This window comes from Oryzisolibacter sp. LB2S (genome assembly GCF_040732315.1).
GTDB classification, from domain to species: domain Bacteria; phylum Pseudomonadota; class Gammaproteobacteria; order Burkholderiales; family Burkholderiaceae_C; genus Alicycliphilus; species Alicycliphilus soli.
In genome coordinates, this window is the sequence record NZ_CP160388.1 from 2,449,896 (window position 1) to 2,463,758 (window position 13,863).

A 13,863-nucleotide genomic window follows, 5' to 3' on the forward strand; every position below is an offset into this window, starting at 1 on the left:
CAAAAAATTTCTCGTGTCAAGCCCTGAGTGAAAATTGCCCAGGGCTTGAAACTCTATATGGGACGTTAGGTTAGCTCTGTTTCGGGCAGTTTGGATTGACTGCTGCGTTGTGGGCTAGGTGCCACATAAGAGCGACGAGGGAGAAAGCCGGGGCGCGTTGCATCGGGTACGTTTCCCAACAGCAGGCCGACTTGCCTTTCTCCATAGTAGCCCAACTGCCCCCCGGAACGACAAGGTCGTCAGGTCTGTTTCTGAGGGACGACCTTGGCGCTCGTTCCTTTCCTGAATCCACGATCCCCCGCCATGAATGCCTCCAGCATGTGCGGGATCAACTTCTCGACATCTACAACCTCGCCATACGCCTGCGCGTGCAGCGCGGCGTAGCGGTCGAGGTCGGCCTTCAAGCTGGCCGGACAAGCAAAGGTCAGCTTGACACTCTCGGTATTGGGCAGCGGCCCCAGCCGCAGCTTCTTGGTCGTGCTCATCGCATTGCCCCCCTGTTGAAGAAAAGCGGCTGGTACGGCCGCAGCACCAAATCGCGGTTGACGATGATGCGAACCGGCAGGCCCGGCCGTTCGGTCAGCGTCGGCTGGATGTTGATGTTGCGCCGGGTCATCTCCTGACCGACTTGGTTCACGCTGTCCTGCAAGCTGCCCTGTCCGGCAATGATGACGCGGTTGCCGTTCTGCCGGTTCTGTGGTGCGGCCAACTCGGCGCCTACGCCCAGCAGCGTGGTCAGCGCCGCGCCGGCAAAGACGCGATCCCAATGCCAATCGACCCCATCCTCCAGGCCGGCGTAGCCGGCCGGGTCGGTGCCTGCCAGATTGTCGAGCTTCAGCGAAGACGTGTCGGGCAGGATGATGCGGTTCCACACCACCTGCACGCGGCTCTGCCCATAGCTCACCTGGCTGTTGTACTTGCCCAGGATGCGCGAGCCCTGCGGGATCAGCAGGAACTTTCCCGCGGCCGAGTCGTAGACCGGCTCCGTCACCGTGCCGATCACGTCGCCCGGCAGGTCGGACTTGATGCCCGTCACCAGCGCGCCCGCGATCACCGTTCCGGCCATCACCTGGTAGGGCGAGGCCGGCATTTGCAGATTGCCGGAATTGCGAGTTTCCGTAGAACCGCCTTTCAGGAAAGCCTCTTTCTGGTCTTGCCGGTTTTGCACGGCAGTCGGGTCGGATGGCTGGGCCGCCGTCGAGGCTGGCCCAGCGGCGAGCGGGTCGAAGCCCGCCAAGGCGCCGCCCGGCACAGCCGTAGCGGCAGGCGCTGCGGCCTTGCCCTGCTGGCCCGCGCGGAAGAACACCGTCGAGGCCGCCGCAGCGTCGGCCTCCTTGCGCCGCGCATCCTCCGGGTCGTGGCCCGGCGGCGCATAGGTCGGTGTCACGGGCTGCTGAGACTTCACGATGGCCGGGCCAAGGTCGCCCGGCAACGGCGGCCCCAGCTCCGGCACCTTCGGCGGCAGCTTGGAATAGTCCGAAGGCAGGCCGTCCAACCCTTCGGACTTGGACACGCGATCCACGTTGTACAGCTCGGTCTGCTCGCCCGCATTGCGCCGATGCGGCTGCAACGACCAGATCGTGGCGCCGAGCACGGCGACCGACAGGCCGCCGGTGAGGATGGCCAACGTGCGCCGGTTCAGGCGCGTGACCGGGCGCGGCTGCGCGCGCAGCGCCATTGCCTCGGGCGCCACCTTGCCGGCCTGCGGCGCGGCATGGTCAGAAATGTCGTCCTGGCTCATGGTCAGTTCCTCCGCGTGCCATCCGTGCGTTCGATCCGCACCACGTCGCTCTTGTCCCCGCCCAGGCGCAGTTCGGCCGCGCCGAACAGCCGATCCACGATGTAGTACGGGGAGCGGAATCGGTAGTTCACCAACTGCCCGTCACCCTGCGCGCCGATCACGAACAGAGGCGGCAGCTCGCCCTGGGCAATGCCCGGCGGGAACTGGATGTAGACCTTCTCCCCGTCATCAAAAGCGCGCAGCGGCTTCCACGGCGGATTGCTGCCGCTGACCGCGTAGCGGAAACGGATCTTCTCCAGCGACAAGCCGGTATCGACCGGCGCAGCGGCGCTCGCTGCCTGCGCCTGGCGCTGCAGGGCCAGCATCTTGTCCTTGGGGTACTCCCAGGACACCGAGGCCATCCACGTCTTCTCGGTCGAGGTCAGCTCCAGCAGGTACGTCCGGCGGCTGGTCGTGATGACGAGATTGGTCTTCAGGCCCGAACGGATGGGCTTCACCATCACATTGACGCGCAGCGCATCGCCGCTGCCGCTCGATGTGTCACCCACGATCCAGCGCACGGTATCGCCAGCGGCGACCGTCACCAGTTCTTCGCCCGGCTGGAGCGCGATCACAGTCACGCGGCCCACGGCCGCATAGACCTGGTACAGTGCGCCATCAGTGAAGGGCCAGACCTGAATGGCATTGACGTAGCCCTCGCGCGTGGGCGCAATGCGCGCCTCGGCATTGGCGCGGGCTACGCGCACGGTTTCGTCGGCGGGCTCCGCCGCAGGCTTGGCGTCCGCTACAGGCTTCATCTGCGCCGGCATCGGCAACACCTCGGGCACGGTCACGACCTCCACCGGCTTCGGTGCCTCGGGCAGCGGCTGGGCCTGCACGGGCTCATCCAGCGAGATGACCGGCGGCGGCGTGCCTTGCGTGGCGCAGCCTGCAAACAAGACGCTTGTTGCCAGCAGGATCAGCGGCAAAACGGATTTACGGAAATACGGATTCATGGCTTGGCTCCTTCGGATGAATCGAGTTCGCGGCTCCACGACAGGCCGTTGACGTAGATGCCCAAGGGGTTCTTGCGCAGCCGCTGCTCGGTGCGCGGGGTCTGCTGCACGATGGAAATCACCGCGTTCCAGCGTTCGGTGCGATCCAGTGCGCCGTTGACGTAGCGCGTCTCCGTCCAGCGCACGTTGAACGACGTGTCGCTGGCGCGGGTCACGGAAGTGATCTGCACCGTCACCGACTCCTTGCCGATGCGCGCGAACGGGTCGTTCATGCGGGCGTAGTCGTTGAGCACCACGGCGCCCTTGTCGGTGGTGTAGTTGTAGGCATCGAGCCAGTTCTGCCGCACCACGATGGGGTCGATGGACAGCGAACGCACCAGGCCGATGAAGCGGCCCAGGTGGTAGGCCACCTGGGCATCGCTGGGCCGGTACGGCGTGGCGGCTTCGCCCACGGTACGCACCTGCCCAGCCTGATCGACCTCGATCACATAGGGCGTGACGATGGACTGCGCCGAGCGCCAGACCAGGCCACCGGCCATCAGCAGCGCGAGCGCGAGGCAGCCGAAGGCCATCAAGCGCCAGTTCTTCGCCTGCACGCGCGGCGAGCCGATGCGCTCGTCCCACACCTGGCCGGCGGCTTGGTACGGCGTGGCTGGCTGCGGCGTGTCGGCGTAGCGCACTTGGGGTCTTTTGAATCGCATGGTTCGTCTCCTTATGAATCGGAATCGCGCAGGCTCGGGCCTTGGCTGGAGCTGCCGCCATCGCCACCGCGCAGCGTGTGGGCGGCGGTGGTCGCGGCGTGGGTGAGTTGCTGCCTGCGGTGCAGGCGTTTGGCCCAGGCGGGCTGTTCGGCAGCGGCAGGCGCTGCGGAATCGGCTGCGCCCTGCGGGCCGCCAGACGCGGCGGCGTCATCGGGCCGGAAGGCGGCAGCGACACGCTCCTTCATCGAGCGTGCGCCATCGGCAACCTTCTGCCCGGCGGCTTGCGCGCCGGTCTTGGCGACATTGCCCACGCCGGCGGTCGATGCCATCGCGCGAGCACCGCTGCCGGCCAGTTTGGCCGCAGCCGGGGCCATGCGTGCGCCGGCTGCGACGGCGCCACCGACGCCCGTGGCCGCTGCGCCCACGGCAACCGCAGCGCCGGCCGCGCCCAGCGCGGCACCGGCCATCGCGCCCGCGCCAAGCTGCGGGCCACCTGAAACCAACCCGGTCGCAATACCCGGCCCGAAGATGCCCAGCGCCAGCAGGGTCAGCGAGGCCAGCATGACGACGACCGAATGGTCGATGGACGGCTCGGCTGGCTGCACCTGGAACTCGGCGAACAGGCCCGAGCCGATGCCCACGATGATGGCCAGCACCAACACCTTGATGCCCGACGACACCACGTTGCCCAAGACCTTTTCAGCGAGGAACGCGGTCTTGTTCCAGAGCGCGAACGGCACCAGAACGAAGCCCGCCAGCGTCGTCAGCTTGAACTCGATCAGCGTGATGAAAAGCTGGATCGCCAGCACGAAGAAGCACAGCAGGACGATCAGCCACGCGAGGAACATCACGACGATGGGCGTGATGTTCACGAACACCTCGGGGAATCCCGCCATGTCGCCGATCTGTTTGAGGATCGGCGCCCCGGCGTCGATGCCGACCTTGGCCAGCCTGCCCGGTTGCAGGAAATTCTCCATGCTCAAGGTCGAGCCGCTTGCCGTCAGGCCCAGGCTCGCGAACGAACGGAACACGATGCCGGCCAGCCAGTTGAAGTTGCCGATGATGTAGGCGAAGGCGCCGACGTAGAGCACCTTGCGGATCAGCTTGGCGATCACGTCCTCGCCCTGGCCGGTGGCATGGCCCATCGCCCAGAGCAGGCCGGCGATCGTCATGTCGATGACGATCAGCGTGGCAGTCAGAAACGCCACCTCGCCATGCAGCAGGCCAAAGCCCGAGTCGATGTAGCGCGAGAACGTATCGAGGAAGCGGTCGATGATGGTCACGTCATTCATGGCGAGTTCTCCTGCCCAAGCCCGTTGTCATTGGCGGGTTCATCGAAGCTGGGCGGAATCGGCGGCAGGTCAGCGAGCGTCTGGTACTCACCGGGGCCGGCCTTGCCGGAGAGAAAGCGGCGCAGGTCGGCTTGGGCCACCTGCGCGCAGAACGCGCCGCCGTGCTCGCCCGCGCAGCATTGCGTGCGCAGCGCGTGCAGCCGGGACGGGTCGGCGGCCAGCGCATCCACCGAAGGCGGCCGGTCGCAGCTGGCCAGCAGGGACGCGAGAGCGAACAGGACGGGCGCGTTCTTCATGGCCGTCCCCCTCAGCGGTTGTAGAAATTGACGGGCTGCGGCGTGTACGGCGTGCCTTCACCCAGGAAGCGGCGCGTCACCTCGCGCCCGCGCTCCGTGGCCGCGGCCTGCCGCGCCAGCTCCAGCGAAGCGGCCCGGTCTTGTGTGATCTGGAGCCGCTGCGTCTGGATCGACTGCTTGGCTTGCAGGGCGAGCAACTGGTTCATGGCCTGCATCGCCTGCAACGCGCCTTCTGCCGACTGGCTCTTGCCCACGAGGTCGGCCAGCAAGCTTTCGTCGTCGCTCAGGTTCTGCGATGCCTGTGCCTGCATCTGCATGGTGGTCTGCAAGCCGTTGAGCGTGTTTTTCCAACGCTCCTGTGCATCGAGGTACATCTGATTGCCGCTCACCGTGGCGGCGTACTTCTCGGGATACAGGCGCGCAAACTCGCGGTCGATGCTCGTCACGTCGTAGGCCAGGCCCTTGGCCTGCGCGATAAGCCGCTGGGTGGTCGCCAGGTTCGCGCGCAACTGGCCCACCACGCTGGACGGCAGGCTTGCCAGGTTGCGGGCCTGGTTGATGAGCATCTGCGCTTCGTTCTGGAGCTGGCGGATCTGGTTGTTGATCTGCTCCAAGGTGCGAACGGCGGTGAGCGTGTTCTGCACCAGATTGGTCGGGTCGAGCACGATGTCGCCGACGCCGAACAGCGCGTGCGCGGGCTGCACGATGCCGAAGGCGAGCACGCAGGCTGCGGTCAATGCGGCGAGCTTGGGGGTATGCAGTTTCATGGCTGGTTCTCCTGTGAGTGGTTGGCGGTACGGACGGAGCCCGGCGCGAGGCCGGGGAATGAGGGCAGCAGGTCGGCCGCCCAATCGAGGCCGCGATGGCGCAGCCAGGCGGCTGCGAACGGGGAAGACGCTGCGGAGCTGGCATCGGCTGCGGCGAGCACCGCGTCCATGTCGCGCTGGTCTTGCGGCGTGGAAGCGCCCGCGAAGGCCAGCGTCGCCGGCCCCAGGTCAAGGTCGAACAGGCGGTTGCCGAGGCGGGATTGGTAGTAGTAGTCGCGTTTGGGCTGCGCGGTGGCGACGATCTCGATCTGGCGCGAATTCAGTCCGAAACCCTCGTAGATCGTGCGAATCTGCGGCTCGGTCGCCTGTGGGTTCGGCAGGAAGATGCGGCTGGCGCAGCTCTCGATGATTGCTGGCGCGATGCTCGAATCCTTGATGTCGGCCAGACTCTGCGTGGCGAAGATGACGCTGACGTTTTTCTTGCGCAGCGTCTTGAGCCACTGCCGGATGCGTGCGGCAAACACCGGGTCATCGAGAAACAGCCATGCCTCATCAAGGATCAGCAGCGTGGGTGCACCGTCAAAGCGTTCGTCGAAGCGCGCAAAGAGGTAGTGCAGCACGGCCATGACGGCGGCCTTGCTGTGCATCAGCTCCTCCATCTCGAAGCACTGCACGTCGGCCATGCCCAGCCGGTTGTGGTCGGCGTCCAGCAGCTTGCCGTGCGCGCCGCCCAGCACATAGGGCGCGAGCGCCTGACGCAGCGCGTTCGATTGCAGCAGCACCGACAAGCCCGTCATCGTGCGCTGCTCTAACGGCGCACCGGCAAGGCTTCCCAATGCCGACCAGATGGCCGCCTTCTCGTCGGGGCCGACTGCCACGCCTTCGTGCAGCAAGCGCCCTTCGATCCATTCGGCGGCCCAGGTGCGGTAGCCCTCGTGGTCGATGCGGGCGAGCGGCTGGAAGGCGATTTCGCCGTCCGTGCCCAGGTCGTAGTGCTCGCCACCCAGCCCGAGGATGGTGGCTCGCATCGAGCGCCCCATGTCGAAGGCGAAGATGCACGAGCCGCGATAGCGGCGGAACTGCATCGCCAGCGTGGCGAGCAAGACCGACTTGCCCATGCCGGTCGGCCCCGCTACCAGCGTGTGGCCCACGTCGCCGATGTGCGTCACCAGCCGGAACGGCGTCGCGCCATCGGTGCGGGTGACGATCAGCGGCGGGCCGCCCAGGTGGTCGTTCTTCTCCGGCCCGGCCCATACCGCCGATACCGGCATCATGTGCGCCAGGTTCAGCGTTGAGACGATGGGCTGGCGCACGTTCGCGTAGGCGTTGCCGGGAAGCGAGGACAGCCAGGCATCCACGGCATTGAGCGTTTCGGGGATGGTGACGAACCCGCGCCCCTGAATGACGCGCTCCACCATGCGCAGCTTCTCGTCGGCCACGGCGGCGTCTTCGTCCATGACGGTGACGGTCGCCGTCAGGTAGCCGAAGGCGACTTGATCGCTGCCCAGCTCCTGCAAGGCGGCGTCGGCATCGGCGGCCTTGTTGCTGGCGTCGGTATCGACCAGCGGGCTTTCCTGCTGAAAGATCGTTTCGCGCAGCAGCGCGATGACGTTCTTGCGCTTGGCGAACCACTGGCGGCGCAAGCGCACCAATTCCCGTTCCGCCTCGGATTTATCGAGGCACAGAAAGCGCGTACTCCAGCGATACCCAAATCCCAGGCGGTTGAGGTCGTCCAGAATCCCCGGCCAGGTCGAGGTCGGGAAACCGCGCACCGACACCACGCGCAGATGCCTGTCGCCCAGCATGGGGGCCAGGCCACCGACCAGCGGCGAGTCGGTCAGCAGCGCGTCAATGTGGAACGGCACCTCGGGAACGCCGACGCGATAGCGTCGCGTCGAGATGGTCGAGTGCAGATAGGTCAGCGTCTGGCTGTCGTCCAGCCAGGCGATTTCCGGCATGACGCCATCGAGCAGGTCAAAGACCCGATCCGTTTCCGCGACGAAGGCTTGCAGCCGCTCGCGCCAGTCCACGCCATTCGTCGGCGTGTTCTCGTAGAGCATCTTGGCGGCACGAGCGCGGGATTCCTCGGGCGGCAGATACACCAGCGTCAGGTGATAGCCGCTCTCGAAGTGATGGCCGGTATCCTCGAAGGCCGAGCGGCGTTCTTCGTCCACCAGCCACGACAGCGGCTCGGGAAACTCCGAGTGCGGGTAGTCGGCAGCGGTGCGGCGCTCGGCCTCAATGAACAGCGCCCAGCCCGAACCCAGCCGGCGCAGCGCGTTGTTCAAGCGGGCCGACGTGGCGATCAGCTCGCCTTGCGTGGCGCTGTCGAGGTCAGGCCCGCGAAACCGGGCCGTGCGCTGGAAACTACCGTCCTTGTTCAAGACGACACCCAGCGCGACCAGTCCGGCCCAGGGCAGCCAGTCGGCCAGCAGCGCGGGCCGCTGGCGGTATTCGGCGAGGTTCAGCATGGTGGCGTCCCCTCACACGTCCAGCAGCGGACGGTGCTTGATGTGCCGGGCGAACACGGCCATGAACTGCGGATCGACGCGCGCACCCCATACCGCCAGCGAATGGCCGACGATCCAAAGCACGACGCCAGGAATCCACAATTGCAGGCCCAGCCCGACGGCGGCGGCCAGCGTGCCGTTGGCAATCGCCACGGTGCGCGGTGCGCCGCCCAGCAAGATCGGCTCGGTGAGCGAGCGATGCAAAGGCACCTCGAACCCGACCGCGAAGCTATCCGGCGCGCTCATACGACAGCCCCGCCGGAGAAGCTGAAGAACGACAGGAAGAACGAGGAGGCGGCGAAGGCGATGCTCAAGCCGAACACGATCTGGATCAGCTTGCGAAAGCCGCCCGACGTGTCGCCGAACGCGAGCGCGAGGCCCGTGGCGATGATGATGATGACCGCGACGATGCGCGCCACCGGCCCCTGGATGGATTCGAGGATGGATTGCAGCGGGCCTTCCCACGGCATCGAGGAACCGGCGGCCTGCGCGGTTCCGGCCAGGAACAGCAGCAGCGCGGCCAGCATCAGCCCTTGTGCCGCAGGGCGGGCCAGGCTGCGCAGCCGTGCGAGGCACAAAGCCGGATTTGCAGAAAAACGGAAAGCAGGAACGATCATCTGCGTCATGGCAGTTCTCCAAGTTGGTCAGGGGACGGGGAAGTCGCCGCAGCGGGTGCGGCCTCGGGAAATAGCGGCAGTTCGGGAAACGGCGTTTCCAGCGCGTCCGCCAGTTGGTAGCACACACCGTCGAAGCCGACGACGCGGGCGATGCTCTCGATGCGGCGCTTGCGTCCGCGTCCGGCGATGTGGATCACCACGTTGACCGCCTCGGCGATCAACGCACGCGGCGGGTTCACCGCCACTTCGAGAATCAGTTGTTCCATGCGCAGCAGTGCGCCCAGCGCGGAACCCGCATGGATCGTGGCGATACCGCCGGGGTGGCCGGTGCCCCACACCTTGATGAGATCCAGCGCCTCGGCACCGCGCACCTCGCCGACGACGACGCGATCAGGTCGCAGGCGCATGGACGAGCGCACCAGCTCGGTCATGGACACCACGCCGGAGCGGGTGCGCAGCGGCACGTGGTCACGGGCTGCGCATTGCAGCTCTACCGTATCTTCGAGCACCAGCACGCGGTCGCCGGTGGCAGCGATTTCAGCGAGCAAGGCATTGGCGAGCGTAGTCTTGCCGCTGCTGGTGGCCCCGGCGATCAGGACGTTCTGGCGCTCGCGCACGGCGCGTACCAGAAAGCCCGCCTGGGCAGCGGTCATCATGCCGTCCACGACGTACCGCTCCAGCGGGATCACGCCGATGGCGCGCTTGCGCAGCGCGAAGGCCGGCCCCGGAGCGGCGGGTGGCAAGATGCCCTCGAAGCGTTCGCCGGTTTCGGGCAGCTCGGCCGATAGCAGCGGCTGGCCGCGATGGACTTCTGCACCGACGTGGGCCGCGACCAGGCGGATGATTCGCTCGCCATCTGCCTCGGGCATCTCCACGCCCATCGGCGCGCGCCCCGAGGACAGGCGATCCACCCAGAGGGTGCGATCCGGGTTGAGCATGATTTCCACCACGTCCGGGTCTTCGAGCGCAGCGGCGATCAACGGCCCCATCGCCGTGCGCAGCATCTGGATGCGCCGGTCGAGCGCGGCGGTGGTCATGGATTGGGGAACGGCGCTCATGACACACGCTCCTGCGTTTCGGCCCGTACCGCCGCATCCGCCATGGTCGTGATGTCGGGATGCAACTCCTCCACCACGTCACGCACCAGGCTGCGTCCGCGCAGCAGGTGGCGGCCAAGCTGCTCGGTGAACTGCTCGAAGCGCGCCTTGCCCTGGGCGCGGGCCGCGTCTTGGTGCGCCTCGGGAATCGGCGTGCTGACCGTGAGGTAATAGCGGATGAATAGCGCCAGCGTTTCGATGGCGATGTTCTGGTCGCGCTCGATGCGTTCGGCCTGGCGCGACAGGCGATCCAGCCGCTTGGCGATGGCCGCCTCGCGCTGGTCGGCCGCATCGGGCGACAGCCACGATGCGAGCGCCGCTGCGACGATGGATGACTTGGACACGCCTTTCTTGGCGGCCAGTTCATCGAGCCGCTGGGCGTGCTCGGGCTGGATAAAGAGATTCAGGCGGTAGTGGCTCATAGCTCGATTCCGTCGTTGGGGTCGAGGGATGCCAGCCGGGCCGTGCGCTGCATGGCCGGATCAAGCTGGCGAGGAAGGGGAAGCGGCAGGTCGTCGTCATCGAGCAGGCCGAGGTCGGCAGTGCTGGTGGCCAACTCGGGGTCGTAGGCGACGGTTTCGGAAAGCTCGGGCTGGCGGCGTGGGCCGCCGTCGTCGGCGCTGCCGATGCCCTCGACGGCTTCGGTAGCCGGGGCGGCTGGAACAGCGGGAATCGCCAGGCCACTCCAATCGTCAGCGCGTGCCGGAGGAACATCGGCATAGCGCCCGGCAGCCAGCACAGGCGGCTTCAGCACGCGGCGCTTGAAATTGGTGTCCGCGTAATAGCGCAACTTCTTGGCCTTGATCGGTGCCACGCTGGATACCATCACCACGGCCTCGTCGGTCGGTAGCTGCATCACCTCGCCCGGCGTGAGCAGCGGGCGGGCCGTCTCCTGGCGCGACACCATGAGGTGCCCCAGCCACGGCGCGAGCCGGTGGCCGGCGTAGTTGCGCTGCGCGCGCAGCTCGGTGGCGGTGCCGAGGGTTTCGGAGATGCGCTTGGCCGTGCGCTCGTCGTTCGTGGCGAACGTCACCCGGACATGGCAGTTGTCCAGAATCGAGTGGTTCTGCCCATACGCCTTGTCGATCTGGTTCAGGCTTTGCGCGATGAGGAAACTGCGGATGCCGTAGCCCGCCATGAAGGCCAAGGCCGTCTCGAAGAAATCCAGGCGCCCCAGGGCCGGGAACTCATCGAGCATCAGCAGTAGCTTGTGACGGCGCTCGATGCCGTCGGAGCCGTCCAGCGATTCGGTGAGGCGCCGCCCGATCTGGTTGAGGATCAGACGGATCAGCGGCTTGGTGCGCGAAATATCCGAGGGCGGCACCACCAGGTACAACGACACCGGATGTTCGGCGGCGATCAGGTCGGCGATGCGCCAATCGCAGCGCGACGTGACTTCGGCTACCGTCGGGTCGCGGTACAGGCCAAGGAACGACATGGCCGTGGACAGCACGCCCGAGCGTTCGTTGTCGGATTTGTTCAGGACTTCACGCGCAGCCGAGGCGACGACCGGATGCGGGCCACCACCTTCCACACTCACCAGATGCCGCGTGGTCATCATCCGGTGCAGCGTCACCTCGAACGGGCAAGCCGGATCACTGAGGAAGTTCGCTACGCCGCGCAGCGTCTTGTCTTCGCCTGCGTACAGCACATGCAGGATGGCGCCGACCAGCAGCGCGTGCGAAGTCTTCTCCCAATGGTTGCGGCGTTCGAGCGCGCCTTCGGGATCGACCAGGATGTCCGCGATGTTCTGTACGTCGCGCACCTCGTGCGCGCCGCGTCGAACTTCCAGTAGCGGGTTGTAGGCCGCCGACTTCGCATCCGTCGGGTTGAACAGCAGGCAGTGCGAGAAGCGCGAGCGCCAGCCGGCAGTGATCTGCCAGTTTTCGCCCTTGATGTCGTGGACGACGGCGGACGCCGGCCAGCTCAACAGCGTCGGCACCACCAGGCCGACGCCCTTGCCGGAGCGCGTCGGCGCGAAGGTCAGGACGTGTTCCGGGCCTTCGTGCCGCAAGTACTGGCCGTGGTGTTGGCCAAGGAAGACGCCCGCCGGGCTCGATAACCCAGCCTTGCGAATGTCATCCGCGTTCGCCCAGCGTGCCGAGCCGTAGGTGGTGACGAGGCGTGATTGGCGCGAACGCCAGATCGACATGCCGATGGCGACCAGCACGGCGACAAGGCCGCTGCCACCGGCAATCGCACCACCGATGTCAAAAACACGGGGCGCGTAGGCGTCGAAGAAGAACCACCACTCGAACAGCCGCCACGGGTGGTAGACCGGCGTGCCCAGGAAATCGAACCAGGGCGAGCCAAGGCGTACTTGATAGCCAAGGGCTGCTGCCGTCCATTGTGTGGCTGCCCACACGCCGGCGATCACGATGCCGAATACAACGGCAATCTGACCGAACAGCACGTTCGTCCCTTGCATGACCTTGCCTCCAATCACGGCACACGGAGGTGCCGCAGCACGGAGGATCAAGGCGCGTGCGCAGGCCGGTCAAAGGCCGTTATGGCGGTAATTCAGGCTGAAAAGGCCAGATTTCTTGCAGGGGCGAAGACAATAAAAACGCCGCGAACGCGGGCGCGTTGTGGCGTATGGAGGTAATAGTGAGAGCTTCGTCGCAGCGATACGACAGCAGCGGACGTTACTTCGTCTTTTGCTCCGGCCGATCACCGAAGAAGCGTCGGTTGGCGGCTTCGGCCGCGCGCACGCAGAGTTCATCACTGACCTTTGCGCGATCCTCCTTGCATTGGCGCTGGAGTTCCTTGATGCGGTCGGGATGGGCCACAAGGTAGTCCACGGTTTCCGAAGGTTGGGATTGGCCACATGCGGTCAGCGTGGCGGTCATCATCATCAGCGGCAGCACTTTGTTCATGGTTCCAGTCCTTTCATCGGGTAGGAGGAGATCCTTCGCCGGTGTTCAGGTGATCCGCTGAATCAATGAAGGTCACTCGTTCGATGAACCGGGCCAGCATCTGAGAAGGCTCCGCATCACGGCACAGCAGATAGGTACTCAGCATTGGCGGCTTGCCCGCCAACGGACGACCTACGATGCCTAACTCTCGGCAGGATGCTATATGCGCCGTGCCTGCCAGGCCCAAAGCCAGACCGGCAGATACCAAAGCCATCATCACGTCAAAGGTCGCTACGCGCTGGACTATCAATGGCTCCTGATTGAGTTTGCGGAGGAAACGATCGACTTGGCGAGCATGGCCTTCGCACACCGCGGGGTCGCCGAGCACCAACGGGTGACGTAGTACCTCTTCCGGCGGGACACGCTTATGGGCAAGTAGCGAATGGCGAGCAGGCACCGCTACCATCAGTTCATCTTCCCAAGCAGGTGTGACCAAGATACCATCGCCTCCATCCTCTGCCATCGAAAAACCTACGTCATACAGATCTTCATGCAAACCCTTGATCTGCAGCCCGAGCGGCACCTCAAACAGACGTATCTCAACTTCAGGGTCCTCTTCACGGCATCGCGCCAGCAAAGTTGACAATCGTGCGGGTGTTACACCATCAGACACATCAGACAAGGCAATGCGTAACTGGCCTAAAAATCCGTTGGTGGCTGACTTGACGCCATCACGGGCCTGATCCAATGCGGTAAAAATGCGCGGGACATGCTCCAAAAGCTGTCGCCCGGCACGGGTTAGTTGAGTGCTTCGGGTAGTACGAATGAATAAACGAGCACCAAGTTCCTCTTCTAATTCTTTGATAGTGCGTGAAAGTGGAGATTGGTCGATATGTAGTCGTTCAGCGGCGCGAGCGAAATGAAGCTCCTCCGCAACGATGAGAAAACAGCGAAGATGTCGAAGCTCCATTGTGCTCACTCCACTTTAATTC

Annotated in this window: 15 protein-coding genes; all 15 read right to left on the minus strand. The window is 65.4% G+C overall.

Annotation, left to right across the window (positions count from 1 at the left end):
• Positions 1–239 precede the first annotated feature (239 nt).
• The 15 genes from ABUE11_RS11580 to ABUE11_RS11650 all read right to left on the minus strand — a co-directional run bounded on the left by ABUE11_RS11580 (position 240) and on the right by ABUE11_RS11650 (position 13,841).
• Positions 240–485, minus strand: a complete 246-nt coding sequence (locus ABUE11_RS11580) for a DUF2274 domain-containing protein (protein ID WP_063598513.1) — start codon at positions 483–485, stop codon at positions 240–242.
• Complete coding sequence (locus ABUE11_RS11585; protein WP_063598512.1) at positions 482–1,741, minus strand: TrbI/VirB10 family protein; 1,260 nt, start codon at positions 1,739–1,741, stop codon at positions 482–484. Before ABUE11_RS11585 ends, ABUE11_RS11580 begins: the two co-directional genes overlap by 4 nt.
• 2 nt (positions 1,742–1,743) lie before the next feature.
• Positions 1,744–2,736 (minus strand): P-type conjugative transfer protein TrbG, encoded by a 993-nt coding sequence (gene trbG / locus ABUE11_RS11590; protein ID WP_063598511.1) that lies wholly within the window; start codon positions 2,734–2,736, stop codon positions 1,744–1,746.
• Complete coding sequence (gene trbF, locus ABUE11_RS11595; protein ID WP_201395370.1) at positions 2,733–3,437, minus strand: conjugal transfer protein TrbF; 705 nt, start codon at positions 3,435–3,437, stop codon at positions 2,733–2,735. The genes trbG and trbF overlap by 4 nt, the downstream gene beginning before the upstream one ends.
• Before the next feature lie 11 nt (positions 3,438–3,448).
• Entirely contained in the window at positions 3,449–4,729 is a 1,281-nt protein-coding gene (gene trbL / locus ABUE11_RS11600; RefSeq protein WP_063598509.1) for a P-type conjugative transfer protein TrbL, read from the minus strand.
• Positions 4,726–5,025 carry a hypothetical protein gene (locus ABUE11_RS11605; protein ID WP_063598508.1) on the minus strand — a complete coding sequence of 100 codons (300 nt, stop codon included), beginning with the start codon at positions 5,023–5,025 and terminating at the stop codon, positions 4,726–4,728. The genes trbL and ABUE11_RS11605 overlap by 4 nt, the downstream gene beginning before the upstream one ends.
• A gap of 11 nt (positions 5,026–5,036) precedes the next feature.
• Positions 5,037–5,792: a P-type conjugative transfer protein TrbJ gene (trbJ, locus tag ABUE11_RS11610; RefSeq protein WP_063598507.1), complete on the minus strand. Its 756-nt coding sequence runs from the start codon at positions 5,790–5,792 to the stop codon at positions 5,037–5,039.
• Entirely contained in the window at positions 5,789–8,263 is a 2,475-nt protein-coding gene (gene trbE / locus ABUE11_RS11615; RefSeq protein ID WP_063598506.1) for a conjugal transfer protein TrbE, read from the minus strand. The genes trbJ and trbE overlap by 4 nt, the downstream gene beginning before the upstream one ends.
• A gap of 12 nt (positions 8,264–8,275) precedes the next feature.
• On the minus strand, positions 8,276–8,548 hold the full coding sequence (locus tag ABUE11_RS11620) for a VirB3 family type IV secretion system protein (protein WP_063598505.1): 273 nt from the start codon (positions 8,546–8,548) through the stop codon (positions 8,276–8,278).
• A complete protein-coding gene (locus ABUE11_RS11625) occupies positions 8,545–8,928 on the minus strand; it encodes a TrbC/VirB2 family protein (protein ID WP_063598504.1) in 384 nt (127 codons plus the stop codon). The genes ABUE11_RS11620 and ABUE11_RS11625 overlap by 4 nt, the downstream gene beginning before the upstream one ends.
• Positions 8,925–9,977, minus strand: a complete 1,053-nt coding sequence (trbB, locus tag ABUE11_RS11630) for a P-type conjugative transfer ATPase TrbB (RefSeq protein ID WP_063598503.1) — start codon at positions 9,975–9,977, stop codon at positions 8,925–8,927. The genes ABUE11_RS11625 and trbB overlap by 4 nt, the downstream gene beginning before the upstream one ends.
• Entirely contained in the window at positions 9,974–10,438 is a 465-nt protein-coding gene (locus ABUE11_RS11635; RefSeq protein ID WP_063598502.1) for a hypothetical protein, read from the minus strand. Before ABUE11_RS11635 ends, trbB begins: the two co-directional genes overlap by 4 nt.
• Positions 10,435–12,444, minus strand: coding sequence for a conjugal transfer protein TraG (locus ABUE11_RS11640; protein WP_063599498.1), 2,010 nt, complete (start codon positions 12,442–12,444; stop codon positions 10,435–10,437). The genes ABUE11_RS11635 and ABUE11_RS11640 overlap by 4 nt, the downstream gene beginning before the upstream one ends.
• 217 nt (positions 12,445–12,661) lie before the next feature.
• Positions 12,662–12,892 carry an EexN family lipoprotein gene (locus ABUE11_RS11645; protein WP_063598501.1) on the minus strand — a complete coding sequence of 77 codons (231 nt, stop codon included), beginning with the start codon at positions 12,890–12,892 and terminating at the stop codon, positions 12,662–12,664.
• Between the two features lie 13 nt (positions 12,893–12,905).
• Positions 12,906–13,841, minus strand: a complete 936-nt coding sequence (locus ABUE11_RS11650; RefSeq protein WP_081255829.1) for a LysR family transcriptional regulator — start codon at positions 13,839–13,841, stop codon at positions 12,906–12,908.
• Positions 13,842–13,863: the final 22 nt, after the last annotated feature.

What these genes read in the sequence shown, in the direction of transcription:
- ABUE11_RS11625 (WP_063598504.1), bottom strand. Translation starts at nt 8,928, where the DNA reads ATGACGCAGATGATCGTTCCTGCTTTCCGTTTTTCTGCAAATCCGGCT.
- ABUE11_RS11650 (WP_081255829.1), bottom strand. Translation starts at nt 13,841, where the DNA reads ATGGAGCTTCGACATCTTCGCTGTTTTCTCATCGTTGCGGAGGAGCTT.
- trbB (WP_063598503.1), bottom strand. Translation starts at nt 9,977, where the DNA reads ATGAGCGCCGTTCCCCAATCCATGACCACCGCCGCGCTCGACCGGCGC.
- ABUE11_RS11640 (WP_063599498.1), bottom strand. Translation starts at nt 12,444, where the DNA reads ATGCAAGGGACGAACGTGCTGTTCGGTCAGATTGCCGTTGTATTCGGC.
- trbG (WP_063598511.1), bottom strand. Translation starts at nt 2,736, where the DNA reads ATGAATCCGTATTTCCGTAAATCCGTTTTGCCGCTGATCCTGCTGGCA.
- ABUE11_RS11635 (WP_063598502.1), bottom strand. Translation starts at nt 10,438, where the DNA reads ATGAGCCACTACCGCCTGAATCTCTTTATCCAGCCCGAGCACGCCCAG.
- ABUE11_RS11645 (WP_063598501.1), bottom strand. Translation starts at nt 12,892, where the DNA reads ATGAACAAAGTGCTGCCGCTGATGATGATGACCGCCACGCTGACCGCA.
- ABUE11_RS11620 (WP_063598505.1), bottom strand. Translation starts at nt 8,548, where the DNA reads ATGAGCGCGCCGGATAGCTTCGCGGTCGGGTTCGAGGTGCCTTTGCAT.
- ABUE11_RS11605 (WP_063598508.1), bottom strand. Translation starts at nt 5,025, where the DNA reads ATGAAGAACGCGCCCGTCCTGTTCGCTCTCGCGTCCCTGCTGGCCAGC.
- ABUE11_RS11580 (WP_063598513.1), bottom strand. Translation starts at nt 485, where the DNA reads ATGAGCACGACCAAGAAGCTGCGGCTGGGGCCGCTGCCCAATACCGAG.
- ABUE11_RS11585 (WP_063598512.1), bottom strand. Translation starts at nt 1,741, where the DNA reads ATGAGCCAGGACGACATTTCTGACCATGCCGCGCCGCAGGCCGGCAAG.
- trbE (WP_063598506.1), bottom strand. Translation starts at nt 8,263, where the DNA reads ATGCTGAACCTCGCCGAATACCGCCAGCGGCCCGCGCTGCTGGCCGAC.
- trbL (WP_063598509.1), bottom strand. Translation starts at nt 4,729, where the DNA reads ATGAATGACGTGACCATCATCGACCGCTTCCTCGATACGTTCTCGCGC.
- trbF (WP_201395370.1), bottom strand. Translation starts at nt 3,437, where the DNA reads ATGCGATTCAAAAGACCCCAAGTGCGCTACGCCGACACGCCGCAGCCA.
- trbJ (WP_063598507.1), bottom strand. Translation starts at nt 5,792, where the DNA reads ATGAAACTGCATACCCCCAAGCTCGCCGCATTGACCGCAGCCTGCGTG.